At 34.7% G+C, this 26,155-nt stretch carries 16 protein-coding genes; 10 read left to right on the top strand and 6 right to left on the bottom strand.

Features of this window, described 5'->3' with window-relative positions:
• Positions 1 to 4: 4 nt before the first annotated feature.
• Positions 5 to 721, top strand: coding sequence for a hypothetical protein (locus J8M14_RS03800; protein WP_211073222.1), 717 nt, complete (start codon positions 5 to 7; stop codon positions 719 to 721).
• Between the two features lie 57 nt (positions 722 to 778).
• Here the strand turns inward: J8M14_RS03800 and J8M14_RS03795 are convergent, their stop codons facing one another.
• Both J8M14_RS03795 and J8M14_RS03790 read right to left on the bottom strand, forming a co-directional pair.
• Positions 779 to 2,221 (bottom strand): DASS family sodium-coupled anion symporter, encoded by a 1,443-nt coding sequence (locus tag J8M14_RS03795; protein WP_211073219.1) that lies wholly within the window; start codon positions 2,219 to 2,221, stop codon positions 779 to 781.
• Complete coding sequence (locus J8M14_RS03790) at positions 2,222 to 2,746, bottom strand: hypothetical protein (protein WP_211073217.1); 525 nt, start codon at positions 2,744 to 2,746, stop codon at positions 2,222 to 2,224.
• Between the two features lie 536 nt (positions 2,747 to 3,282).
• Between J8M14_RS03790 and J8M14_RS03785 the strand changes: the two genes are divergently transcribed.
• The 5 genes from J8M14_RS03785 to J8M14_RS03765 all read left to right on the top strand — a co-directional run bounded on the left by J8M14_RS03785 (position 3,283) and on the right by J8M14_RS03765 (position 9,944).
• Positions 3,283 to 5,118, top strand: a complete 1,836-nt coding sequence (locus tag J8M14_RS03785; protein ID WP_211073215.1) for an NAD(P)/FAD-dependent oxidoreductase — start codon at positions 3,283 to 3,285, stop codon at positions 5,116 to 5,118.
• Positions 5,119 to 5,211: 93 nt separating this feature from the next.
• The gene (locus J8M14_RS03780; protein ID WP_211073213.1) at positions 5,212 to 6,228 is read left to right on the top strand and encodes a zinc-binding dehydrogenase; all 1,017 of its coding nucleotides are present in this window, start codon (positions 5,212 to 5,214) and stop codon (positions 6,226 to 6,228) included.
• Between the two features lie 100 nt (positions 6,229 to 6,328).
• The gene (locus J8M14_RS03775; RefSeq protein WP_211073211.1) at positions 6,329 to 6,964 is read left to right on the top strand and encodes a DUF4386 domain-containing protein; all 636 of its coding nucleotides are present in this window, start codon (positions 6,329 to 6,331) and stop codon (positions 6,962 to 6,964) included.
• Positions 6,965 to 7,986: 1,022 nt separating this feature from the next.
• Complete coding sequence (locus J8M14_RS03770; RefSeq protein ID WP_211073210.1) at positions 7,987 to 8,976, top strand: TIR domain-containing protein; 990 nt, start codon at positions 7,987 to 7,989, stop codon at positions 8,974 to 8,976.
• Positions 8,977 to 9,491: 515 nt separating this feature from the next.
• Positions 9,492 to 9,944, top strand: coding sequence for a hypothetical protein (locus J8M14_RS03765; RefSeq protein ID WP_211073208.1), 453 nt, complete (start codon positions 9,492 to 9,494; stop codon positions 9,942 to 9,944).
• Positions 9,945 to 10,232: 288 nt separating this feature from the next.
• On the opposite strand, the gene J8M14_RS03760 is transcribed toward J8M14_RS03765, so the two are convergent.
• Positions 10,233 to 12,518, bottom strand: coding sequence for an RICIN domain-containing protein (locus J8M14_RS03760; RefSeq protein WP_211073206.1), 2,286 nt, complete (start codon positions 12,516 to 12,518; stop codon positions 10,233 to 10,235).
• 375 nt (positions 12,519 to 12,893) lie between these two features.
• Positions 12,894 to 14,975: a M12 family metallo-peptidase gene (locus J8M14_RS03755; protein ID WP_211073204.1), complete on the bottom strand. Its 2,082-nt coding sequence runs from the start codon at positions 14,973 to 14,975 to the stop codon at positions 12,894 to 12,896.
• Positions 14,976 to 15,601: 626 nt separating this feature from the next.
• On the opposite strand from J8M14_RS03755, the gene uvrA reads away from it, so the two are divergent.
• The 4 genes from uvrA (at position 15,602) to J8M14_RS03735 (ending at position 24,655) form a co-directional block, all read left to right on the top strand.
• Complete coding sequence (uvrA, locus tag J8M14_RS03750) at positions 15,602 to 18,436, top strand: excinuclease ABC subunit UvrA (RefSeq protein WP_211073202.1); 2,835 nt, start codon at positions 15,602 to 15,604, stop codon at positions 18,434 to 18,436.
• A gap of 15 nt (positions 18,437 to 18,451) precedes the next feature.
• A complete protein-coding gene (locus tag J8M14_RS03745; protein ID WP_211073200.1) occupies positions 18,452 to 19,141 on the top strand; it encodes a TIGR00730 family Rossman fold protein in 690 nt (229 codons plus the stop codon).
• 72 nt (positions 19,142 to 19,213) lie between these two features.
• Positions 19,214 to 22,045 carry a metalloprotease gene (locus J8M14_RS03740; RefSeq protein WP_211073198.1) on the top strand — a complete coding sequence of 944 codons (2,832 nt, stop codon included), beginning with the start codon at positions 19,214 to 19,216 and terminating at the stop codon, positions 22,043 to 22,045.
• 195 nt (positions 22,046 to 22,240) lie between these two features.
• A complete protein-coding gene (locus J8M14_RS03735) occupies positions 22,241 to 24,655 on the top strand; it encodes an alpha-ketoacid dehydrogenase subunit alpha/beta (protein ID WP_211073196.1) in 2,415 nt (804 codons plus the stop codon).
• 1 nt (position 24,656) lies between these two features.
• Here the strand turns inward: J8M14_RS03735 and J8M14_RS03730 are convergent, their stop codons facing one another.
• Together J8M14_RS03730 and J8M14_RS03725 are read right to left on the bottom strand one after the other, a co-directional pair.
• Positions 24,657 to 25,274, bottom strand: coding sequence for an SPOR domain-containing protein (locus J8M14_RS03730; protein ID WP_211073194.1), 618 nt, complete (start codon positions 25,272 to 25,274; stop codon positions 24,657 to 24,659).
• A 41-nt stretch (positions 25,275 to 25,315) separates the two neighbouring features.
• Positions 25,316 to 26,122, bottom strand: coding sequence for a hypothetical protein (locus tag J8M14_RS03725; RefSeq protein ID WP_211073192.1), 807 nt, complete (start codon positions 26,120 to 26,122; stop codon positions 25,316 to 25,318).
• Positions 26,123 to 26,155: the final 33 nt, after the last annotated feature.

Here is a 26,155-nt window from a genome sequence, read left to right as displayed (position 1 = left end):
TGCTTTGAAAAAGAAACTCTTCAAAATCTTAAAAATATTAGTTCTTAGCATTATTGCTTTGATTATTATCGCCCTAGCAACTTTATATTTTTCATTAAACGAAAAACTTCCTGAAGGCCAATCAGGTGCTGAAGCTGATCAATTTGCCTTAAAGATTCAGGAAGCCGTTCAGCACGATAAATATATGGAAACAGATTACCTACAATGGACGTTTAGAAATAAAAATCACTATCTCTGGAATCGAAAATCTAACGTGGTTGAGGTTACTATTGGAGAGGTTATGGTCAAATTAGATTTAAATAATCCATATAAAAGTTCTATTTATGAAAATGGAGCAATGACTGTAAGTACAGAGGACAATACAATAATAGAAAACGCACTGGCTAACTTCAATAATGATTCTTTTTGGATAGTGGCTCCACACAAATTATTTGATCCTGGAGTTACTCGTAAACTAGTTACATTAGAAGATGGTTCTAAAGGGTTATTAGTTACCTATAGCTCGGGAGGAACCACTCCGGGGGATTCATATCTATGGAAAGTTGATCAGAACTACCTCCCTACAAGTTATCAAATGTGGGTGTCAATTATTCCTATCGGTGGTATAGAAGCTACCTGGGAAGGCTGGACCACTACAGAAAGTGGTGCTTATTTAGCCCCGGAACATAAACTACTAGGTTTTGGAATCCCTATTTCTAATCTTAGGGCGTGGAATGAATAGATGAGTATTAAGTACGGCAGTAGCCAGTATTCAGTAGGCAGTACTAAATAATATACATCAAAACAACAAAGACACGTAAAACTTAAACAACAAGACCAGTAGTACTACCGAAATAACATTAAGGATGAATCCTGCTTTTACCATTTCGGATACTTTTACATACCCACTGGCAAATACAATCGCATTGGGCGGTGTTGCCATCGGTAGCATAAACGCGCAACTGGCTGCCATCGTAACTGGAATTAACAGGTGCAGCATGGGTATATCCAACCCTATTGCAATTCCTGCAACTACAGGAACAAAAATGGCGACCAAGGCTACATTACTCATCAATTCTGTCATAAAAAGCATAAAAACGATCAGTAATAGTGTCACTACCAGTAAGCTTAGGCCTTTATTCTCGGCAATGGTATTGGCTACCAATTCTATCAAACCTGCGTGAGACAAACCACTTGCCAGTCCTAATCCTCCACCAAAGAGAATAAGGATTCCCCAAGGGAGTTTTTGAGTATCTTTCCAAATCAAGGTAAACTCTCCTTTGCTCAATTTAAACGGAATTACAAACAAAGCAAAGGCTCCCATCATACTAATACCGGTATCCGATAACTTAAGCCCTGGAAAGAAACTATTAATCGTAGTTCTGGAAATCCATAAGAATATCACTGCACAAAAAATAGTAAGCACTCTGCGCTCTGTACGTTTTATTTTACCAAGCTTTTTTAGCTCTTGATCTATCAGATCTTTGGATGCCGAAAAATTACCGATCCGATTCGGGTAAATCCATTTTACGATCACAGCATAAACAATACCAATCATTAAGACAGAAAAAGGCAAGGCCAGCAACATCCAGTTCAGGAATGAAATCTCGATCTGATATTCGTTTTCCAAAAAACCAACCAATACAGAGTTTGGCGGTGTTCCGATAATAGTTGCTACTCCCCCTACATTGGCAGAAAAAGCAATACCCAACATAATACTTAATGCAAAATTGCGATCATTCTTAGTAAAACCATCCTCATCATCCACCAATAGTTGTATCACGGATAAAGCAATGGGCAACATCACCACGGTACAGGCTGTATTACTAATCCACATACTCATAAAAGCTGTGGCAATCATAAACCCGAGAATGACTCGATCAGGGCTTGTTCCTGTAATTTTTATAATAGATAAAGCAATACGTTTATGCAGATTTACTTTTTCTAGGGCTAATGCCATGACAAACCCTCCAAAAAACAGGAAAACTATGGGGCTACCATAGCTTTGGGAAACCGTTTTCAAATCTAAAACACCAACCAGCGGAAACAAGATCAACGGAATCAAAGCAGTCACAGATATAGAAACCGCCTCGGTAATCCACCATACAATCATCCACACTGCAACCGAAAGTACTTTATCGGCAATTTCAGAAACTAATACAACCGGAAGGTTGATCAACAGCAAGAACAAGATAGGTCCTGCGATTAATCCAATCTTTTTGATGAGTGGATATGGAGTCATTTACTTTTTGCTACTTCCTGTGAATTGTTGAGATTTATTCTTGAACAGCACATTAAAAGTCGTTAAACTCCCATACATACGTGTAATATATTGTTGTAGATCTACTTTATCCTGATCATCTATCGTTTTAGAACTATTGATCTTTTGTTCCATCACTCGGATACGATCACGAACCATCACTATTTTATGAAAGAAGGTATCAATCGGGATTTCTTTAGATGCTAGATTCGTATCTCCTGGTTCTAAGATGAGTTTACCACCTTTCCATTTATCTGCGATAGGTACAATTTCTGAGATATCGCTATACCGCTTTAGCAGTTCTCTTAGTGTTCTTTCCACCTCATAAAAACTCACCGTATCTACCTCATCCTCTACTCCATCGATGACCTCAAAATCCTCATCTACATCAATGGTTTCTAATCCGTTTTCTATAAAGGTTACCCAATACATTTTTGCGGTTACATTGGTCACTACACCTAATCCATGTGTTGGGTGTTTAATTCTGGAGCCTATTCCTAATATCATTGATTTATGTTTTTAAGCTAAAATATAAAAGTATGCTGGTTTAAGCCAAATGATATACTATAAAATCTAATATCTAGTATTACACGATTGAGAAAACCTCCTTATATTCAGGATTAGGATATTGAAGGTATATGTACCAGAAAGTAAGGTCATCACACCTGCTTTGATAGCGTATACAAAATCCAATCGATTAGCATATATTCTTGTAATAATTTCTTACGCTTTATTAGCATTATGGTTTTCTATAAAGAACTGACTGATCAATGCTATTTACCACCATGCACGCCCATTTAGGAATAAAGATTTTAAAAAGTGTTTTGTGATTTATATCATTTTTTAAATAGTTGATAGATAGTAGATTTAGTGTATAGATCTTTAATTCTAAATCAATAAAAGCAATAACTATTTTACATATTGCGTGCCGTTCAATGATCCCTTTTTAGCTTACAGAGAATGAAAATAACTCAATCTAAAAAGCACATAATTAAAAATTAATGCCAAGAATACATTACCCTCACTATTCAAAACACACAAAAATGAAATATAATACTGTTGTTATCGGAGGCGGCTTAGCCGGATTGACAGCCGCAGCCACACTCTCAAAATTTGGAAAGAAAGTCCTTTTAATAGAGCAACACCACAAACCTGGTGGGTGTGCAACCACATTTAAGCGAGGAGATTTCATTGTAGAAGTAGGGCTGCACGAAATGAGCGGCCTGACTGAAAACGGATCGATTACACAAATTTTCAAAATGCTTGAAGTGGACAAAAATGTTCAATTCGAGCAAGTACCTGAGTTCTATGGAGTAGTTTCTGATAAGGAAGATTTTGTGATGCCACATGGATATGATGCAGCTACGAAAGCATTAATCAATAAATATCCTGAAGACGAAAAAGGTATCAAACGTTTTATCAAGTTGATTGCAGGAGTGCGAAAGGAAGCCACGAAACAACCTCGTTCACCTTTAAAACAAAAGCTAATTTATCCGCTGATGCCGTTGCTTTACCCTAATCTTGTAGAGGCAACTAAACATACCGTTGGGTCTTGGTTGGATAAGTACATTACCAATGAAAATGCAAAACTAGATCTAGTAGCACATCTTGCTTATTGGGGAGATGATCCTTATACACTATCAATGTTTTACTTTGGCACACCCTTTTCTGGCTTTATTGAAAATGGTGGTCACTTTATAAAAGGCGGTTCACAACAGCTTTCTAGTTACCTGGCCTCCTACATAGAAAAAAATGGTGGCAGTGTTCTTTTAGGTAAAAGAGTAGAGAAAATCATTACCAAGAATGGTAAAGCGACTGGAGTTACTTTCCGTGATAGTTTTAATGAGAATTCAAAACCTACTACTATTTTATGCGATAATGTTGTAGCTAATTGTGCCATTCCCACAGTACCGTCGATGCTAGATGATCCTTATTCCACTCAGCTGCAACAAAAAATCAGTTCAAAAATCAATTCATGTTCACTATTATGTATATATCTCGGTTTTAATACGGATGTAAAAAAGTTTGGTGTAAAATACTACTCAAATGTTTTTCAAGGAGATGGTGTAACTACCTTAAAAGATATTAAAAATAACCACCATGGAGATTGGTCTAAACGCAGATTTATTTTTGTAGACTATGGCAAAGTAGATTCCCAACTGGCACCACCTCATAAGTCTGAAGGTGTAATTTGTGCTGTGGATTATATTGAAGATTGGGAAAATTTAAATAAAGAAGACTACAAGGTAAAAAAAGAAGAAATAGCGCAAGTCTTGTTGCAACGATTAGAAAAGCAGTATCCAGGAATCCGAAATAGTATCGAATACTACGAAGTGTCTACATCCAAAACCATTAAACGCTATACCTCTAATCCAACTGGATCTGTTTATGGTTATGCCCAAACTAAAGACCAAATAGCACGTAAGCGATTTAGAAACAATTTCTTGATTCCTAACCTGTACTTTGCATCGGCATGGGCTTTTCCAGGAGGTGGTTTTGAAGGTTCAATTCAAGGAGGTTTTTTGGTTGCTTTGCAAATGAATCAGGATAAAATATGGTCAGCATGCGATGAGGTCAAATATGTCGATGACAGAGTTGTTGAGCTTATAGATCATAAAAGAATCGATGAGAAAAAGATCGAATTAAGTTTTGAAAAACCTACCGGATTTCAGCATCAAAAGGGACAGTACGCAATTCTTAACCTCACAAATCCAAAAGAAACCGAGCTGGATTTACCGTATCGCTGGCTTCCTGTTGTTTCTGAACCACAGGAGGATACCATAAGCTTTCAGGTAGAACTGAATAACAGCAGTTTTTCTAAAAGTTGTGAGCTTAGCGATATTGGTGATGAAGCCATTATATTGGGGCCTATGGTTTAGTTCTGCATAAATAAAAAAGCCAATGACCGCATATAAAAGTTGATGGTAATTGGCTTTATACTTGTCCAATTGTACACTTTACAAAATTGAATTATGATGAGAAAAGCAAGGATTCCTGATACTATGAAAGTCGCCGTTTTGAATTCTTATTCTGGTGTTGATGCACTAAGTATTGAGCAACGTCCCATACCAACACCGGGAAAGAACGAGGTTTTGGTCAAAGTTGCCTTCGCACCAATAAATCCCTCAGATTTGGCAACTCTAGTGGGTTATTATGGCTTAAAAAACCCAACTCCGATTGTTCCAGGTGGAGAAGGTTCTGGAGAAGTTGTTGCTGCTGGACCAGGAGTTATGGCAGGCTATTTTCTTGGTAAAAAAGTATCCTGTAGTGGTTGGGGAATAGGTGGAGGTGTTTGGTCGGAGTATGTCGTTAAAAGTGTCAAAGGTGGTGTATTGTCTTTGAACAAATCATTGAGTTTAGAGCAAGGAGCAATGTCATTAATCAACCCGCTCACCGCCAGTGCTTTTATAGATATTTCGAAAAAAGGAGGGCATAAAGCTATTTTATTGACCGCTGCGGCAAGTTCACTTGGTCAAATGGTTAACAGATTGGGGCGAAGCGAAGGAATTCAAATAATAAATGTTGTTCGCAGGGATGCACAAGTTGATCTTCTCAAGGCTCAGGGGGCTGATATTGTTTTGAACAGTACTGAAGCAGGATTCGACCAACAATTACATGACGCATGTCATCAAGCTAATAGCCGTATAGCATTTGATGCGGTAGCAGGTCAATTAACCAATCAGCTATTAAAAGCTATGCCTACAGATAGCAAGGTTATAGTGTTTAGTGCACTCTCCCGTCAAGCTATTCAAGCGAGCCCTGATCTTTTAATATTTGAAAACAAGAAGATTGACAGTTTCTGGCTGGGTCCATGGATTAGCAAACAAAATATAGGAAAAATGATGCTGTTGTGGAAACGTGCACAGAAACAAATACCAAACCATCTCAAAAGCGACATCAGAAAAATCTATCCGCTACAAGATGTGAAAGAAGCCATACGCGATTATACCAGCCAAATGACCGGAGGAAAAATTTTGTTACGAATGTGATAACAAAAACAGCTAGTGTTACCTATATGGTATTCTAAATTGTGGTAGGAGTATTCAAAAGATTAGATCATTTTAATTTACCAATAGCCAAGAAAACAAAATGAAAAATTTCATCACTAACGTATCGACCAGCAAAGCAGCAATGGTGGTAGGAGTTGCTTTTATAACCTCGATTTTTATTGTAACCTTGGTTGATGATTTTCTTTTAGCAAATTTTGTAGTACCAGGAGATACAGCAGTTTTGGCCAGGGATATTGAAACTAATGCGAGACTTTTTGTGTTTGCTGTTATTGGTTATCTACTCGTACTTGTTTTGGATTCTATAATTGGTCTTGCACTTTATGTAGTTCTTAAGCCCGCAAATAAGGATCTCGCGTTGCTAACGGCAATTCTCAGGTTGTTATATGCTTTTACGTTGATAATAGCACTCTTTGGTCTGGCATTTCAGATTATTGATGTGTATGGGTATGCATCCTTAAAACTTATGGGATACATATTTTTTGCCTTACATATACTCATACTTGGGTATTCGGCTTTTAAGGCTAAATACATCCCGAAAAGCCTTGGAGTATTATTGATAGTTGCGTCGTTTACCTATGTAGTATTCTTTATAGATTTTCATCTATCTGAAACACTTAACGCAATTATAATGTCAACCATGGCTATAGCCGAGCTTTCACTTAGTGTCTGGCTAATGATGAAAAGAAATAGGTTGCCTGAAAATAGTTTTTCATGACATAACAAACAGAGCCCTTAGATATAAGGTTTTGGCAAAAGAATAGTTTAAATATAAATACAGAAAACAGCATTAAAACTACTCGAATAAAGAATATTTAGTGTACAGTATATGGCTGATTTCATAAGCACAATGTTTTCTGAGGAAAATTCCCTATATTCACATCCCCAAAAGTAAGGTCGTCAAACCTACTTTGACAACGTAAACAACACCCAATCGATCACTACACATTCTTGTAGTGGTATCTCATATTTGTATTTATACTATAACCATTGTGGTTTTCCACAAGAGAATGTTTTGTGGTTAGTGCAGTTTAGTGTGAAGAATATTAAGAAAGTATATATAGTTGCGAAAAAGTGACTGTATTAATTATAAATAGTATATATGTGTACTGTTGCGCGTATTTTGATGTTAGTGTTAATACAAATCTATAATGGCAAAGACCCAATCAAGCATTAACCAACTGAGAACCAAAGAAACTCAGGTTACCGAAGAAGAATTTAATAGAGGAATAAACCTTTATATAAAATTTGTAGCCACATCTTTAGTGATACTTATTTTATTTATAATTAGCACTTACTGGCTGAACATAAATCTCACAAATACAATTATGTTAATTGGATATTATTTAATTGCAATTCCAGTTATATCTACAAGATATTTCAACATAAAAAACAAATCAAATTCTAATAACAAAATTATAAACTGGAATAATTTCACGAATAAGAAAAGGAAATTTAAATTCTGGTTGGGAATCGAAAATATGATTAATCTATTATGGATAATTGGAATTGTATTTAATATAATTTTTAATTGGAAGTAAAATAACGCTAACATTATATACGAAATCAGAGCAAAGTTTGGTACCAATTGAAAGGTCATTGACTTTTGCAATGGCGTTAAATTTTTATAAGTTTAATACAAAACAAAAACAAGCAGATAAATCTATTGGTCCAAGTATTTTTGCCTTGCTCCGATTCATATATTTAGCGTAGGCAAAAAGCTAAAAAACTTTATACATAATGAGAAAAACAAATTTTGATATTGCACTTTCTTTTGCAGGAGAACAAAGAGAATACGTAGATCAAGTTGCAAATATTTTAAATCAAAAAGGAATATCAACATTTTATGATAAATTCGAAGAAGCAAATTTATGGGGAAAAAACCTATATGACTATCTCTCTGATGTTTATATGAACCAAGCAAGATATACGATAATGTTCATTTCCAAAGATTATAGTAAGAAATTATGGACTAATCACGAAAGGCAATCAATGCAAGCAAGAGCTTTTCAAGAAAGTTCGGAGTATGTTCTTCCAGCTAAATTTGATGACACTGAAATAGCTGGAGTTTTGCCAACAACTGGATATATTAGCCTTCAAGATAAAACACCGGAAGAATTTGTCTTCATTATTGAAAAAAAATTAATTTATAGTGGTGGAACGATACCAAGTGAAAATTTAAGAAGTGCCTTATCAACAATTGTTACCATACCAAAAATAGATCCCAAAAATGTAGACTTAACCGTGATATCAGATGATTATCCAATCCAAGGAGCGCAAGTTTGTTTAATTGCTGATAACGGAACCACATTAAATGGAACAACCAACAATGAGGGAAAAGTTAGCTTTAATATTACAACAAGAAGACTGTATTCAGTTTTAGTAGCACATCCTGAATATTCGTCAGCAGTTTTAGAACAATTTGACACATCCGAGGATTTAAAAATAACATTAAAAACTATAGAAAATATAGGCTCTATTATTTGTATTAGTACTTGTCATATCAACGGGCTCAAAGGTAGACTAAATCCAATTCTCGATTCGCCAAGAAGATATTTTTATGCTGATAATATTGCAATACATGGAGGAAAAGAACAACCAGTTATGTTTAAGTTAAATGAACCTGTGCAAGTTGAAGATTGTAATGGAATTATAATGAATCTAATTTTTAGATTTATGCTAGGTAGAACTACATTGATAGATTATGTAAAACCAGTTTTTAAAGAATAAAGCCAATTTCCAATCAAATGAACAAAACACTAAAACTCAATAAAACCTAAAAAATGAGCGATAATAGCTGATTTAAGGTAATATTAAAAGATGAGTTTTACCTCGATAGACTTTTATAAATGTACAACACGCAAAAGGAGCAGCCAAAAATGCAATTAAACTGTTCAACGAAATAAGATTACACTTATCTTTAACCCATAAAATACCGAATATGGTATATAAATTATTGGCATAAAAACTAATTTTAAACTGTAGCCATTTTTCAGGACTAGACAGCTAAAAAAACGAATGAGAAAAATAATAACGATTACGATTATAAGTTTTATAACTTCAATTGGGTTTTGTCAAAATCAAGGAGAAAATATTCTATATATTGTTGACTCTATTCCAGTTATCGAAGAAACCTGCTCTACGAAGTTTGTAACTTCGTAGTGATCATCATAAGAAACAAAAACTATGTCGTTATTAAAGAATACTTTCTACCAACCAATAACAAAACCTTAAAAACAAGTAACATGTTTAAGTTCATATTACTTCTATATCTATCGCTTTTAACACAAACGCTATCCGCGCAACAATTCCTTTGGACTACAGCAAAAGGTACTGATCTTAATAATATACCTATAGAAAATGTCACAGATGAAGTGCTTAATTATTATGAGTTCTATGATTTTTATTCTGACGGATCAGGTTACAGTAAAAGTAATTTTTTGAAAATGCTGGAAAAATATATCGATGGTTCAGATGATGAGCATTATTTAAGAAAACTAATAAATGACACAGAAAAATTAACCGTTTTTGCTCTTAAAGATAATCTAGGCCAAGGCTCTGTGGTACTGATCATAATAATTAATTCTAGAGGTGTTGATATTGTCGCATTTACAAATAACCTTGAAGCAGATTCTATTCTCGCTACACCTTATGATAAAGAGAAATTTAAAAAATGGTTTAACTCCTTATTAAATTGATTCATTTTTTTAATTAGAAAACAAACAACCCACAACCAAAATTGGTCGCAGGTTGTGTTTAGGTAATCGCTAAGAAGAGGTAACCCTTCGCCAAGGGTATGGTTGCTACTGCAAACACCTCAGTCATTAACGCCAACGCTTAGCACTGCCCTACCTAATGTTTGCGTATCCACATCTCAAACCAGGATTAAGGTCTAGACCTAAACATTTTAAATTAAAAAATCGGTAATCTAATGAAACAAAAGATTACCGATCTATCTTAAAGAATTATATGTTAGTTACAATAATCTAGTTTTTCTGAAAACGTGAAATCAATTGTTGATCTCCCGATGTAATTTTGATAAAATAACTTCCTGAAGTAAGGTTTTCTACATTTAGAGTTGCAAAATCTTCAGAGACACTTTGATTCATAATTAGCTTACCAGTAATCGAGTATATCTTAATATTTGCTGTATTCTTAAAAAAGGTTTTGGGTATTTTAAAATTCAGATCTGTATTGGTCGGATTAGGGAACACCAATAACTTAGCGGATTCAAAATTTTCTATCGCTCCTTCTACAATATTGGTTGTAGTTGCTTCAAATGTAAAATGTTGATTCTCATTTTGATCATAACAACCCCACTGTTGTAAATTGGCTCCATTAGCAGCATTACCTCCTGCGATATCTAAACACCTACCACTATTTTTGGCTGTTATTAAAAACTTACCACCACCTACTGCAGTAATTATAAACTGTTGATTATCTCTACCATGACAATTCCATTGATGGACATTAGCACCATTATCTTCAGATACTCCGGAGATGTCTAGACATTTGTTACTATTTAAATTTCGGATTTCATAGTATCCTTGACCTTTGGCATTAAAAGTCCATTTTTGATTGGTCTGATTCACACATTGCCATTGATTGATATTGGCTCCATTTGCTGCAGATTGCTCCGAGACGGTAATGCATTTATTATTTTTTGTACGGATAAAATAAGTACCTCCATTGGCTACACCACTACCACCGCAAGATGTGTTGGTAGTGTATGTAGTTCTTCCGCAAGTGATGTTAAAACTATCCAGGTTTGATGAAGATCCTACTTTTCTCACTACCCAATTATGTCCTACAAAAGTACCTTGACTTTTTGATTGCCCTACGGCTACTTGCCCATAAGATTGTAATGAACCATTGTTGTTCCAAAAATATTCTACGGTACAATCTGTGCTGTTTCTAAAGGTAGCTGTTAATGCATCACCATTACCACAACTGCCATCATCACAGGTAGAAATACAATTAGCATTGTCTATAGTGTTTCGGATTACATTTCCCGGTTGCGTCCCAAAACCTTTATTAAAATTAATCCCTGTAGATTGTAAATGACAATAGCTCATAATAGTACCTCCTCCTGATGGAATCGTAGCGTTCGAAGAATTATAGCAAAAACTTGGACTTGTGTCTGGATCTCCATCCTCTGCTAAATATTTGTTACCGCAGTCATCGATTACTGAATTATTACCATTCCAAACACATGAGTGTGTGTGATGAGAACCAAAATTATGTCCTAATTCGTGAGAAAGCACGTATACCGACCAGGAATAAGTGGGTACATTACTAAAATTAGCACGGATTCCAGAAATCCCTTGATTATAAGAACCACAAAGACCAGGTCTGTAAGCGATTCCACCGCTATAAGAATAATTGACCAAATGTGCCAAATCTCCGTTAAAACTATTTTGATTTACATAATCTCGATAAGACCCTAAGTTATTAGCAAAGGGTTGCGAAGAGGTCCAAGTATTCATTCCGGACAATTTAATCGTTACATCCTCATTTGCATACATAACGGCAACCTGATTAAATAGTGCAGTCATATAATTAGCAGCTTGCGTAGTGCCTCCTTTATTATCTACTATATCTTTGCTCACATCAAAGAAAATTCCCGGACATTTAACAGAGGCTTTTTGAGTCCTCACATATTCTAATTGTTCTTTGGTGTATTCTTCTTTAATCTCACCATTGAAGCTACAAGAAAAGTCATTTTGATCAGCAATATCCGCATCATTATAAAAGATGTGTTCATTACTGTTGTCTAATTTTCCTAAGACTTTATTACCATTTTCTCCTCCAATACTGACCACTCCCATCACTTCGTCGTCTAACAAACTTAAGGCGACCATAGAATTGTTATTTCCTTTAACAATCCCACGATAATGGGCATCAGAAACATTGGTTACTTTCTTGCCAGAGGGCATTTCGACCACTTCAAAATCATCAGTAGTGATCTGCACTTTGACCAATTCTAAGGTCATTGGGAATTTCCCCGGGATGGTTATACTTATAGCTTCCGGAGTAGCGGTCTGCATGGATTTTAACTGACTACTCTGTAAGGATAATAAAGTGTACTCGGATAACGCTTTGGGTAATGGAACCTGTGATTTCTCTGTGGTTTCTATAAATAAGTTTACCTCCTGAAAGGGTACTCCATTTGCCTTTTGTTGAATTACAAGATTGCTGGGATCATTTTGCTGAGCATACGCAGCAGTGAGCGCCATTACCGCAGTAATGACGAGTGTGAAAACGTTTTTCATGGGTATAAGTTTTAATTCCAAAGAGCCTTATACTTGATTAGTTAGATCATAAAAAGATTTCTTTGAAGAGTTCATGTTACTTACAATTTAACCAATTTCTACCATCAAAATAGGTCTGCATATTAACCATTACTGATACTATATTACCCTCAATGACCAAAAGCAATACATAGTCTAAATTGTAGAAATTTTATTTTGTAATCACCCTTTGAGAGCACTTCGACACCTGTCCGCCTAATAAGGAAGCTCAGTGTAACAACTCAGGGTTCGGTAGCATCGTCTTCCGAGGGCTGAGGTTCTCGAAGCCCAGTTTAGATTAAAAAAGGCGAAGTCATAAACTCCGCCTTGTCTAGCCAACATAGGTAATTCTATTAATTATTCTATAAAGATTTTTTGAGTGATTACCTTTTTAGCATTTATAATCTGAACAAAATATACTCCCGCAGAAAAACTGCTTACATCTAATATCTGTTCTACATTACCCTCAGGAGATGAATTTACATCCACTGTTCTTAATGTTTTTCCGTTAATATCTTTGATCGATACTTTAGAAGAAAGGTCAGATACATTATTGATCTTTATGTTCAGAATATCTTTTACAGGATTAGGGTACACTACAATGGCTACCGGTAAAGAAGATCCATCAGAAGGTAAAGCATTTATATTAGCTCCACAAGGTCCTAAATTATCCCATCCGCTGCTAGTTCTTCTATACAGGTTACCTTGATACGTTACCAGAGATCCAACAGGGTAATTAACTCCGCTTTGCCATTCGCTAACGCCTTCGCACGGATCAGCAGTAGTTGGACAAGGCCCTAAATTATCCCATCCGCTACTAGTTCTTCTATACAGGTTACCTTGATAAGTTACCAGAGCACCAACCGGGTAACTCACACCACTCTGCCATGGGCTAACACCTTCACAAGGGTTACCTCCTGTGGCACAGGATCCATCGGTTGTATACGTACTTTGATTACATACGATCTGAAAAGTATCGTAAGCATCATTGTTTGGATCTCTTGCCTCCCAGGTAGCACCTACTATTGCATTTCTTTGAAGGCTTTGCCCTGCATTGATAGTAACCACTTCGGAGCTATTACTTAAAAAATAATTTAAGGTACAATCCGTATCATTTACAATAGTTACGTTTACATTATCTCCATTAGAGCAACCTCCAACATCACAAGTCTGAAAACAACTTTTAGAACTAATAGCATTACGAATTACATTACGTGGCTGTGAACCAAAACCTTTATTAAAATTAATTCCCACATTAGTAAGGTGACAATAACTCATGATTGTTCCTCCACCAGAAGGTAATCCTGGTCTTGCACAACCCCCTTCTGTTTGGTAACAGCCATCGATAGCGGTATTATTACCATTCCATACACAAGCTTGTGTATGCTGAGATCCTAAGTTATGCCCTAATTCATGTGCCACTACTTCTACTGACCAAGAATATGTAGGTACATTGCTAAAGGATCTTCTGATTCCTGATACAGCATATTTATAAGAGGAGCACGCACTATTAACCCAGGCTACACCTCCGGAAAAATCATAGGTTACAAAATGCCCTAAATCGCCATTAAAACTATTTTGGTTTCTATAAGAACGATAATTATTCAATCCATTAAAAGGCGCATTGGATGTCCAGGCATTAGCTCCCGACATACGAATACTAATATCATCATTAGCATATAACACAGAAACCTGGTTAAATATGGCTTCGATATAATTTGTAGCAGCCTGAGCTCCCCCTTTATCCCTTACAATATCATTTGCTATATCAAAGAAAATTCGAGGGCATTTTACCGCAGCCTTGTTTGGACCATTGTCCCGTAGTTGTTCTTCTGTATATTCTATTTTAGGGTTATCAATCATCTGACAAACAAAATCATTCAGATGTCCAATATCTTTATCTTGGTACAAAATCTGATGATCACTGTTTTTCAGTTTCCCTACCACCATATTATTAGATTGGTTCTCGGCACTTATAATTCCAGAGATCTCATTACCAAAAAAACTGATTGCCGCCAGGGAATTAGGTTGACCTTTAATAATTCCCCGATAATGTAATACAGAAGCATCTCTAGGAACAATCTTGCCTGATGGCATTTCTCTAATTTCAAAATCATCGGTAGTAACGTCTACTTTGACCAACTCCAGAGAGATGGCAGATTTTTGATTAGGAATCTGTAATTCCATGGTAGTTGGAACTTTGGATTTAAAAGAAGATAGCTTCTGTGTATCAAAAGAAAACACAGTATAATCTTTTAATTCTGAAGGAACTTGCAGTGCCGCTTTTTGATGATCAACAGCGGTAAAGAGCTGAAAGCTTTCAAAGGTTTCTCCAAAAGCTTTTTCTTGTTGGACTCTCTGACTTGGTTTTAGAGATTGAGTTTGTGCATAACTGATTACCGAGAAAAAGGCAATCAACATGGTTAAGATGTTTTTCATCGTAATAAAGTTTAGTTTTGAAGATTTCCCAGTTCATATTCTGTTGGCTAAATATGTTATCAAACTGTTAAACCTTCAATGAGTTTGTATACAATAAGTTACAAACTTCCGGATAGAACTAAACCATAAAAAAGCATATCCTCAAATAGCCCAATAATTTTCATGTAAAGTGTTAAAAAAGGTCTTATTTTAATAAAAAACACAAGTATTTTAGATTTATGTTGGATAATCAATACTAAAAAAGGAAAGAGAAATATTTTTTAATAGCCAAAAGAAAAGCGATCAAATAGCGTATCCGTACAATGATCATTTCGTAAGCAAATCTTAAAAAACAATTAAAAAAAGGATTACAAAACACCTACGAGTATATATGTTGAAAGAAAAGTATCACTAGGGATTCACCTTATTAACTCCAAGGGTTTTCCCCTATAAGATTGATAATCAAAAATTAATCTCAACAAATATTTTTGCAAACATAATTATCTTCAAAACATTTTAAATACTAGAATCCATAACATTACGATTATTATTCTGATAAAAATAATACGTATTTAACAAACACGAAACTAAACCTATTTTACTAAAAGCAATCAAATAACTACATTTGCAATCTTGGTTAAATTTTTATGGTAGTATCTGAAGAAAATATTGAAGTTTTAGGGGCAAGAGTACATAATCTAAAAAATATTGATGTTACCATACCTCGCGAAAAACTAGTTGTTATTACAGGATTATCCGGTTCGGGTAAATCTTCTTTAGCATTTGATACCATTTATGCTGAAGGGCAACGACGTTATATCGAAACTTTTTCTGCCTATGCACGTCAATTCTTAGGAGGTTTAGAGCGTCCGGATGTGGATAAAATTGATGGGCTTTCTCCAGTAATCGCCATAGAACAAAAAACAACCAGCAAGAGTCCACGTAGTACCGTAGGTACAATCACAGAAATTTATGACTTCCTGAGACTATTATTCTCTCGAGGAAGTGATGCTTATAGCTATAACACTGGTGAAAAAATGGTGAGCTATAGTGATGAACAGATCAAAGATCTTATCCTAAAAGATTTTAAAGGAAAACGAATTAACATCCTTGCGCCTATTGTTCGATCCAGAAAAGGACATTATCGAGAGCTTTTTGAGCAAATTGCCAAACAAGGATTTGTAAAAGTACGTACCGATGGTGAAATTAAAGATATCACCAAGGGTATGAAACTAGATCGATACAAAACTCATGATATAGAGATTGTAATTGACAGATTAGTTCCGGCTGAAGGGCAAGAAGACTCTAAACGTCTAATGGAAACCATTAATACTGCTATGTATCACGGTGATGATGTATTAATGGTGATAGAACAAGATGCTCAAGAAGCACGTTTCTTTAGTAGAAGTCTAATGTGCCCGTCAAGCGGAATTTCATATCCCAATCCAGAGCCTAATAACTTTTCGTTTAACTCTCCAAAGGGTGCTTGTCCAAAATGTAATGGTATCGGAAATCTTTATGAAGTAAATATTAAAAAGATTATTCCCGATGATACCAAATCAATAAAAAATGGTGGTTTAGTACCTCAGGGACCACAAAAGAACAATTGGATTTTTAAACAATTAGAATTAATAGCACAACGATTTGATTTTAAACTAAGTGATCCAATCAAAAAGATTCCGGAGGAAGCCATGGAAATCATTCTTCATGGAGGGAAAGAGAAATTTAGTATTGATAGCAAGACATTAGGAGTTACTCGTGAATATAAAATTGATTTTGAAGGCGTTGCCACATTTATAGAAAACACTTATAATAATAATGACTCTACTTCATTAAGACGTTGGGCAAGAGATTTTATGGATAACGTTCAATGCCCAGATTGTAACGGTTCTCGATTACGTAAAGAATCTCTTTATTTTAAGGTACATAAAAAAAATATTGCGGAACTATCTGCAATGGACATTGTAGAACTTGCAACATGGTTTAAAGATTTACCAAATCATTTAAACGAAAAGCAAAAACAAATATCAGGTGAAATCCTAAAAGAAATTAATGCGCGACTTCAGTTTTTAGTAGATGTCGGGCTTACTTATCTTTCATTAAACAGAAGTAGTAAATCGTTATCAGGAGGGGAAGCACAACGAATCCGTTTGGCAACACAGATTGGATCACAGCTAGTTGGAGTGCTGTACATTCTTGATGAACCTAGTATTGGTTTACACCAAAGAGATAATGAAAAACTGATTAACTCCTTGGTTCAGCTTAGGGATATTGGTAACTCGGTAATTGTTGTTGAGCACGATAAGGATATGATCGAACGTGCTGATCATGTGATAGATATAGGACCTCTGGCCGGTAAACACGGTGGAGAAATTATAAGTGAAGGTACTCCTGAAGAACTACAACAACACGATACTCTGACTGCAGATTATTTAAGCGGAAAAAAAGAAATAGAAGTTCCGGCTAAACGCAGAAAAGGAAACGGTAAAAAAATCTCATTAAAAGGAGCAACAGGAAATAACCTAAAAAATGTTTCTCTAGATATCCCTTTAGGAAAGATGATTGCGGTAACAGGAGTTTCAGGGAGCGGAAAGTCTACCTTGATTAACGAAACACTCTACCCTATTCTGAATGCGCATTATTTTAATGGTGTAAAAAAACCAATGCCATATAAAAGCATTAAAGGATTAGATAACGCAGATAAAGTTATAGATATCAACCAATCCCCTATTGGTCGAACACCAAGATCTAATCCAGCAACATATACGGGTGTATTTTCAGAAATCAGAAGTTTGTTTGCTAAAACTCCTGAAGCGATGATTCGTGGATATAAACCCGGGCGTTTTAGTTTTAATGTAGCTGGTGGAAGATGCGAAACCTGTAAAGGTGGTGGATTACGTGTTATCGAAATGAATTTCCTGCCAGACGTTTATGTAGAATGCGAAACTTGCCAGGGAAAACGATTTAATAGAGAAACTTTAGAGATCAGATATAAAGGAAAATCTATTTCTGATGTTCTGGAAATGACTATTAACGAAGCCTGTAATTTCTTTGAGCATATCCCAAAGATTTCAAGAAAACTAAAAACCATCCAAGATGTTGGACTTGGTTATATAACTTTAGGGCAGCAATCCACAACTCTATCCGGTGGCGAAGCACAGCGAATCAAATTAGCTACAGAATTATCTAAAAGAGATACCGGAAATACTTTTTATATCCTGGATGAACCTACAACCGGATTACATTTCGAAGATATTCGTGTATTGATGGAAGTACTGAACACATTGGTCGATAAAGGAAATACGGTATTGATCATAGAGCATAATATGGATGTCATCAAAATGGCAGATTATATTATTGATATTGGATATGAAGGCGGAAAAGGCGGTGGAGAAATCGTAGCCAAAGGTACGCCGGAAGAAATTATTAAAGATAAAAAAAGTTATACTGCTAAATTTTTAAAGAAAGAATTAGCATCTTAAATTAAATATATATTTATGAGAAAAGAACAACACCACAAAGGGTGGAACGAAATAAAGACTAATGACTCTTGGGCAATCTTCAAAATTATGGGAGAATTTGTCAACGGATTCGAAAAGATGAGTAAAATTGGACCTTGTGTCTCTATTTTTGGATCAGCACGTACTAAAACGGATGATAAATATTATGAACTAGCTGTGGATGTAGCCAAAGAAATTGTAAATCACGGCTATGGAGTCATCACCGGTGGTGGCCCCGGTATTATGGAAGCAGGTAATAAAGGAGCTCACTTAGGAGGAGGAACATCTGTTGGACTAAATATCGAATTACCTTTTGAGCAGCACGATAACCCTTATATAGACAGTGATAAAAGCTTGGATTTTGACTACTTCTTTGTCCGCAAAGTAATGTTTGTGAAATATTCTCAAGGTTTTGTAGTTATGCCTGGTGGTTTCGGAACATTAGATGAGTTATTCGAAGCGATGACGTTGATTCAGACTAAAAAGATTGCCAAATTCCCTATTATACTTGTAAGTACCGAGTTCTGGGGAGGACTTATTGATTGGGTTAAAAATACATTATTAGAAAAATTCGGAAATATTAGTCCAGGGGATTTAGATCTGATTCATGTAGTAGATACTCCTGCTGAAGTATTGAAGATTTTAGATAAATTCTATGGAGAATATAACTTAAGTCCAAATTTCTAATAATAATTTTGTTTACCTATTGCTTATTTTCGCATCTAATCAAAAAACAGTGTATAACCTTACAGTAAAATTTTGGATTCAAAAAAGATAGTTCATAACATTATTGCTTTATTAGCTTTTTGTGCAGTATACTCTCAGCATAGTGTTTCTATTGACGGTTTTTTGGATACTGATGCGAAAATTATTACCATTAACCAAGAGATTACGTATGTAAACTCATCTAATGATGTACTTCAGGAAATATATTTATTAGATTGGGCTAATAGTTTTAAGAGTAAAGTTACCCCTTTGGGTGAACGCTTCTCTGAAGATTTTCTCAAAAGATTCTATTATGCCAAAGATTATGAACGAGGATCTACCACAATTAAATCTATAATTGATAAAAACTCTTCTGCCAATCTTACTTGGTTCCGACCTGAAGGAAATCCCGATATTATTAAAGTTGGTTTAGAACAACCACTAAAACCAGACGCTAGTTATACATTTCAACTAAAATATCTAGTTAAAATCCCTAGTGATAAGTTTACCCGCTATGGATATCACAATAATGGAAACTTTAGTTTGCGATACTGGTATATGCTACCCGCTGTATATGATTCTAAATGGAATATTTATAGCAACAAAAATCTGGATGATATATATGCTCCTATTGCTGATTATCAGATAAACCTAACTATTCCATCAGCATACGAAATCTTTAGCGAGTTTCAGCAGGAAATTATTTCAGAATCAAAAGAAGAAAATAAAAAGGTTATCCGGCTTAATGGTAAAGATAGAAATGAAGCTAATCTATATATAGAAAGGCAAAAAACCTTTTACACTTTTCCGGCTAATGGTGTAGAATTTGTTAGTAATGTAGAAGACAATGATTTGATGCCAGAAATGAAATCTGTCGCTACAGAACGCATCATAAAATTTCTAGAATATAGGTTAGGGCCCTATCCTTTTGATAAAATTGTGGTTTCTGAAAGTGATTATAAAAACAACCCAGTATACGGATTAAACCAATTACCAGATATCTTAAGACCTTTTCCTGATGGTTTTCAATATGAAATCAAACAACTAAAAACGATTACAGAAAATTATCTCGATCGAACTTTGTTGCTCAACCCCAGATATGATGCATGGGTAAAAGATGCCATACATATTTATCTAATGATGGCTTATACAGAACAATATTACCCAAAAATGAAAATTATTGGTAATCTTAGTAAAATCATAGGTATCAGATGGTTTCATGCGGCAGACCTGGAGTTTAATGATCAATATTTTCTTGCATACAAAAATATGGCAAGACTATTTCTGGATCAACCACTAGATACGCCAAGTGACAAATTAGTAAAATTCAATGCTAATATCGCTAATGCTTATAAAGCCGGAGTAGGTTTTAAATATTTAGAAGATTACCTGGAAGATGATAATATCGTAGCTGAAAGCCTGAGAGAGTTTTATACTAAAAATCTACTAAAACTTACTAGTTCTAAGGAATATAAAAAAATACTTACTTCACTTTCTCCTAAAAGCATAGATTGGTTTTTTGAAGATTATGTTTCCACAAAGGAGCAATTGGATTTTAGAATTAAATCCGTAAAAAAACGTGAAGACTCTATCGAGGTCACTATTAAGAATGGTTGGAATAGTAAAATGCCAGTTTCTCTTTATGGAATGAGGGATAAAAATGTAATCTCTAAAACTTGGGTTTCTGACATTTCCGGGACCAAAAAAGTAACCATCGCTAATGAAGACCTGGACAAACTAGTTTTGGATTATGATCAAAATATACCTGAGGTCAACAGAAGAAATAATTACAGAAACCTAAAATGGATTCTTAACAAACCCATACAATTCAGGTTTTTACAAGATGTTGAAGATCCGAGATATAGTCAGGTATTTTTCATACCTGAATTCGAATTTAATGTGTATGATGGTTTTACGATTGGTTCTAAGTTTTATAACAAAACTATTATTAGAAGACCTTTTGACTATAAAATTACTCCTTTTTATGGTTTTAAATCCAATAAGTTATTAGGCTCAGCCGGTTTCTCATATCGACATCAAATAGCAGATTATGGTTTATACCAAATTCGTTTTGGAGCAAGTGGTAATATGTTTAGCTATGCTCCTGACCTATTGTTTAAACGATTTTCTCCTAGTGTAAGTTTTTCTTTTAGGCCAAAAGACCTAAGATCTAATGAAAGGCAACGACTCTCTCTAAGAAGCGTTAATGTATTTAGAGATCGTGATGAAGCTAACCCTGTAAGCACTCCTGATTATAGTGTATTTAATGTAAGATATAATTATTCAGATTTTAACCTTTTAGATTTAACTTCATATTTAGTTGATTATCAAATTGCGAAAAACTTTAGTAAAATATCTACCACTTTTAATTATAGAAAGATATTTTTAAACAACCGTCAACTTAATCTAAGATTATTCGCAGGAACTTTTCTATTCAATGACACTGAGAAAGATGAGGATTTCTTCAGCTTTGCATTAGATAGACCCACAGATTATCTATTTGACTTTAATTATCTTGGAAGAAGCGAAGATACAGGCTTAACCAGCCAACAAATAATTTTGGCAGAAGGAGGTTTTAAATCTAAACTAGAGTATCCTTTTGCAAACAGATGGATAACTACTTTTAATGCTAATACCAATATATGGAACTGGATTTATGCCTATGGTGATGTTGGTTTAGTTAAAAACAAAGGCATCTCTCCTAAATTTGTTTATGACAGTGGAGTAAGGCTTAGTTTAGTTGCAGATTATTTTGAGGTTTTCTTTCCTATATATTCTAATAAAGGTTGGGAAATTGCTCAGCCTAATTACGATCAGCAAATTCGATTTATTATCACCCTAAGTCCGGAAACACTAATAGGCCTCTTCACTAGAGAGTGGTATTAACCCTACTTAAACCACATATTCAATAAATGTGAAAAAATTGAATATTTGTTAATCAATCCTTAAAATACCAACCAAAAAAGATAATTTATCAATAAATTGTCTTTTTAAGTAAGATATCCTTAAAGGATTTAAGAGTTCTTCATTTGCAAATGGCTAGTTTTTTAACTAAATTTGCTCTCATTAAAAATCGTTCACATGCAGCCTGAAATAGTTACTACCCCTAATATTTCTTTCGAAGAGTATAAAAATCAAATACTTAGAGATTACAAGATAGCTTTGCTAAGTAGAGAGTGTAGTTTACTAGGCCGTCGTGAAGTACTTACCGGTAAATCAAAATTCGGAATTTTTGGAGGAGGAAAAGAATTACCACAGCTAGCAATGGCTAGAGTTTTTCGTAATGGGGATTTTAGATCAGGGTATTATCGCGATCAAACCTTTATGATGGCGATAGAGAAATATACTGTAGAACAATTTTTTGCTGGCCTGTATGCACATACTGATATCGAGAAAGAGCCTTTTGCCGCAGGAAGACAAATGGGTGGACACTTTGCAACGCATAGTCTTAATGAAGATGGAAGCTGGAAAAATCTAACACAACAGAAAAATTCTAGTTCAGACATCTCTCCTACTGCAGGACAAATGCCTAGATTACTTGGTTTAGCACAAGCCTCAAAAGTATACAGAAACGAAAAGAGTGTATCTGACCATACTAATTTTTCTATTAAAGGAAATGAAGTTGCTTGGGGAACCATTGGTAATGCAAGTACTAGTGAAGGTTTATTTTGGGAAACTGTGAATGCAGGAGGTGTTTTACAAGTACCAATGGTGATTAGTATATGGGATGACGAGTATGGAATTTCTGTACACGCAAAACACCAAACCACTAAAGAAGATATTTCTCTAATTTTAGAAGGTTTCAGAAGAGATGAAAATCATGAAGGTTATGAGATCATCAAAGTTAATGGTTGGGATTATCCTGCATTAGTAGATGCCTACCAAACTGCAGAAGACCTTGCGAGAGAACAACATATTCCGGTAATTATCCATGTTAAAGAATTAACGCAGCCTCAAGGGCATTCTACTTCAGGATCTCACGAAAGATATAAAAGTGAAGAAAGATTAAACTGGGAACGTGAACACGATTGCAACAAGAAATTTAAGGAATGGATTATTGAGCACAATATAGCTACTGCAGAAGATCTTTTAAAAATAGAAAAGAGTGCTAAAAAAGAGGTTAGACAAGGTAAAAACAGTGCGTGGAATGCATATTTGTCAGAAATTAAAGCAGAACAAAACGAAGCTCTGGAGATTCTTAGAGCTGTAGAAAATAAAAGTGCTAACAAAAACTTCATATCTCCTTTAATTCATACACTTTCTGCAAAAGAAGAGCCTATTCGTAAGGATATTCTTGAAGCTACCAGAAAGACCTTACGTTATATTACTAAAGAAAACTATCCTGAGAAAACTGCACTGCAGGATTGGATAAACAAATATATAGGTATAATTCAACCAAAGTATAGTGATCATTTATATAGTGAATTTGAATCTAAAGCCGCCAATATCCAAGAAGTACAACCAATATATGATCAAGACAGTCAAGAAGTAGACGGCCGAGTTATTCTTAGAGACAACTTTGATCAAATATTCAGCAGGATTCCCGAAACATTGATTTTTGGCGAAGATAGCGGTAAGATTGGGGATGTAAATCAAGGATTGGAAGGGTTACAAGAAAAATTCGGAGAGATTAGAATCTCTGATGCAGGTATCCGTGAAGCCACTATTATTGGACAAGGAATTGGTATGGCAATGCGTGGTTTGCGACCAATTGCAGAAATTCAATATTTAGATTATATATTATACTGTGTTCAAGGATTAAGTGATGACTTAGCCACTTTACGATACAGAACATTTGCTAAGCAAAAAGCTCCACTTATCGTAAGAACCAGAGGACACAGACTAGAGGGAATTTGGCATTCTGGATCTCAGATGGGTGGCTTAATCCACTTATTAAGAGGCATGCACATATTAGTCCCTAGAAATATGACTAAAGCGGCAGGTTTTTATAACACCTTATTAGATAGTGATGAACCTGCATTAGTTATAGAATGTCTTAACGGATATCGTCTTAAGGAAAAAATGCCTTCTAACCTTCCTGATATCAGAACACCACTAGGTGTTGTAGAAACGATCAAAGAAGGTACAGATATCACTTTAGTATCCTACGGATCAACATTAAGACTAGTAGAACAAGCAGCAAAAGAATTATTATCTGTAGGTATTAATGCAGAAGTGATTGACATACAATCGCTAATTCCTTTTGATCTAAATCACGATATCGTTAAAAGTGTTGCAAAAACCAATAGAATATTAATCATTGATGAAGATGTTTCTGGAGGAGCAACAGGCTATATCCTTCAAACACTTATAGACGAACAAAATATCTATAAACATTTGGATAGTGCGCCACAAACATTAAGTGCACAACCACATCGCCCTGCGTTTGGGACGGATGGAGATTATTTTAGTAAGCCTTCAGTGGAAGATATTTTTGAAAAGACTTATGAGATTATACACGAAGCAAATCCTACAGGTTATCCTAAATTAAGATAATCTAATTTGGGTTTTCAATTTTAATTCGCTTTCCATCTTTATAAGAAATCACGAAAATATTTTTACTAAAACCGGATTCCATTAAGGTTTTACGATATTCTTGTGCTTCAGGTAAGGTTTCAAAAACTCCAAGACTTAACTTAAAAAAGGAAGTATCACTGTACACTCTTCCATTAATGTACTTATCGGAAAGCGCAGAAACCTTATCTCCTTTACTACCTCTAAAAGAGTTTATTTGTACGGAATAAACAATATCCTTATTAATAAGATTTCTATACAGGTATAAATCCTTAATCACTTCTAAATCCGCTTTATTTTGCTCCAACTCGGTTAACTCCATTCTAAGAGAATCTAATTCCTCATGAAACCCTGTGATATTTACATTCTCAGCAATATCATTTCCCTGTAATGAATCATCAAGAAAAGAATTCATTAGTAAAAATACAGTGAACAATAATAACCCGATAGAGGTAATCCCCAAAATCTTTGCAGAACGATTACTCTTTTCTAGTTTTTTTGATTTTTTCCTAAGAAGTTCTTCTAGTTTTTGTTGTTGTACTTCTGCCTTTTCTATCTGATAATGTAATGATAAAAGGTCTTCATCTTTAATAACTTTCATGGGTATGAGGAAATTTGGGGTTATTCAAAAAAGACACACTACTAGAGTTTCTGTTCGGTTATTCTATATACAATACCATTTTTAATTTCTAAAATTAAAATAGGCTTATCCTTTATTACTTTTTGGAGTGCTTTTAATGGAAAATTATATGAAATTTTATTAATACTACTAATTTTAATCCTTGCATTGTCATCAAGTTCCAGAATTTTTATTTTAGAACTTCTATTTCGAACATAATGATTGTCATATAAAAAATACAAAGTATCTCCTTTATTATTAATATCATACTCTGCTTTGCCATTCTCCTTAGCTTTCTCTACCGCTTTTCTACCTTCATAATACTCAACATAATCTGCCTCTATAAAAACCACATCATTTTTTCTATACACTCTTTTTACATAGCAATGTCGTCTTTCTAAACTTACATTAGATTCTTCATCTTCGCCACGTTGAATATTCAGTAATGTATCTCTGAGTTTTTCATTAGCCAAGGTAACTGAATCCTGATCAGGCATCAAAGCTGTTTTATACTTTGTAATATCAGTTTTTAGTTTTAACAATTCAACTTTTAAAGAATCATTAATTTTTTGGATTTGATCTACACGAGAAGTATTAACAGCACTAGCTTCACCAGGATATAAAACGTTTTTTCTCAACAAATAGTACATTCCTCCTGCTATTAAAAACAATGCCGTGATAAAAACGATTATAAGCAAGTTTCTATTTTTCTTACTTTTCTCTAATTCATCCGAAATAGCCTCAATACTATCCTCTAAGCTTTGCTGCTTTATGTCAGATTTTTCTATTCGATATCGTATTGATAAAAGTTCTTCTTTCTCTTTATCCATGATGATAAGTTATCAAATCTGAAAGTCAATACC

It is taken from the genome of Aquimarina sp. MMG016 (genome assembly GCF_018100805.1).
GTDB lineage: Bacteria > Bacteroidota > Bacteroidia > Flavobacteriales > Flavobacteriaceae > Aquimarina.
This window is presented reverse-complemented; position numbering and strand designations above follow the sequence as displayed.

What these genes read in the sequence shown, in the direction of transcription:
- J8M14_RS03795 (WP_211073219.1), bottom strand. Translation starts at nt 2,221, where the DNA reads ATGACTCCATATCCACTCATCAAAAAGATTGGATTAATCGCAGGACCT.
- J8M14_RS03790 (WP_211073217.1), bottom strand. Translation starts at nt 2,746, where the DNA reads ATGATATTAGGAATAGGCTCCAGAATTAAACACCCAACACATGGATTA.
- J8M14_RS03785 (WP_211073215.1), top strand. Translation starts at nt 3,283, where the DNA reads ATGAAATATAATACTGTTGTTATCGGAGGCGGCTTAGCCGGATTGACA.
- J8M14_RS03780 (WP_211073213.1), top strand. Translation starts at nt 5,212, where the DNA reads ATGATGAGAAAAGCAAGGATTCCTGATACTATGAAAGTCGCCGTTTTG.
- J8M14_RS03775 (WP_211073211.1), top strand. Translation starts at nt 6,329, where the DNA reads ATGAAAAATTTCATCACTAACGTATCGACCAGCAAAGCAGCAATGGTG.
- J8M14_RS03770 (WP_211073210.1), top strand. Translation starts at nt 7,987, where the DNA reads ATGAGAAAAACAAATTTTGATATTGCACTTTCTTTTGCAGGAGAACAA.
- J8M14_RS03765 (WP_211073208.1), top strand. Translation starts at nt 9,492, where the DNA reads ATGTTTAAGTTCATATTACTTCTATATCTATCGCTTTTAACACAAACG.
- J8M14_RS03760 (WP_211073206.1), bottom strand. Translation starts at nt 12,518, where the DNA reads ATGAAAAACGTTTTCACACTCGTCATTACTGCGGTAATGGCGCTCACT.
- J8M14_RS03755 (WP_211073204.1), bottom strand. Translation starts at nt 14,975, where the DNA reads ATGAAAAACATCTTAACCATGTTGATTGCCTTTTTCTCGGTAATCAGT.
- uvrA (WP_211073202.1), top strand. Translation starts at nt 15,602, where the DNA reads ATGGTAGTATCTGAAGAAAATATTGAAGTTTTAGGGGCAAGAGTACAT.
- J8M14_RS03745 (WP_211073200.1), top strand. Translation starts at nt 18,452, where the DNA reads ATGAGAAAAGAACAACACCACAAAGGGTGGAACGAAATAAAGACTAAT.
- J8M14_RS03735 (WP_211073196.1), top strand. Translation starts at nt 22,241, where the DNA reads ATGCAGCCTGAAATAGTTACTACCCCTAATATTTCTTTCGAAGAGTAT.
- J8M14_RS03730 (WP_211073194.1), bottom strand. Translation starts at nt 25,274, where the DNA reads ATGAAAGTTATTAAAGATGAAGACCTTTTATCATTACATTATCAGATA.
- J8M14_RS03725 (WP_211073192.1), bottom strand. Translation starts at nt 26,122, where the DNA reads ATGGATAAAGAGAAAGAAGAACTTTTATCAATACGATATCGAATAGAA.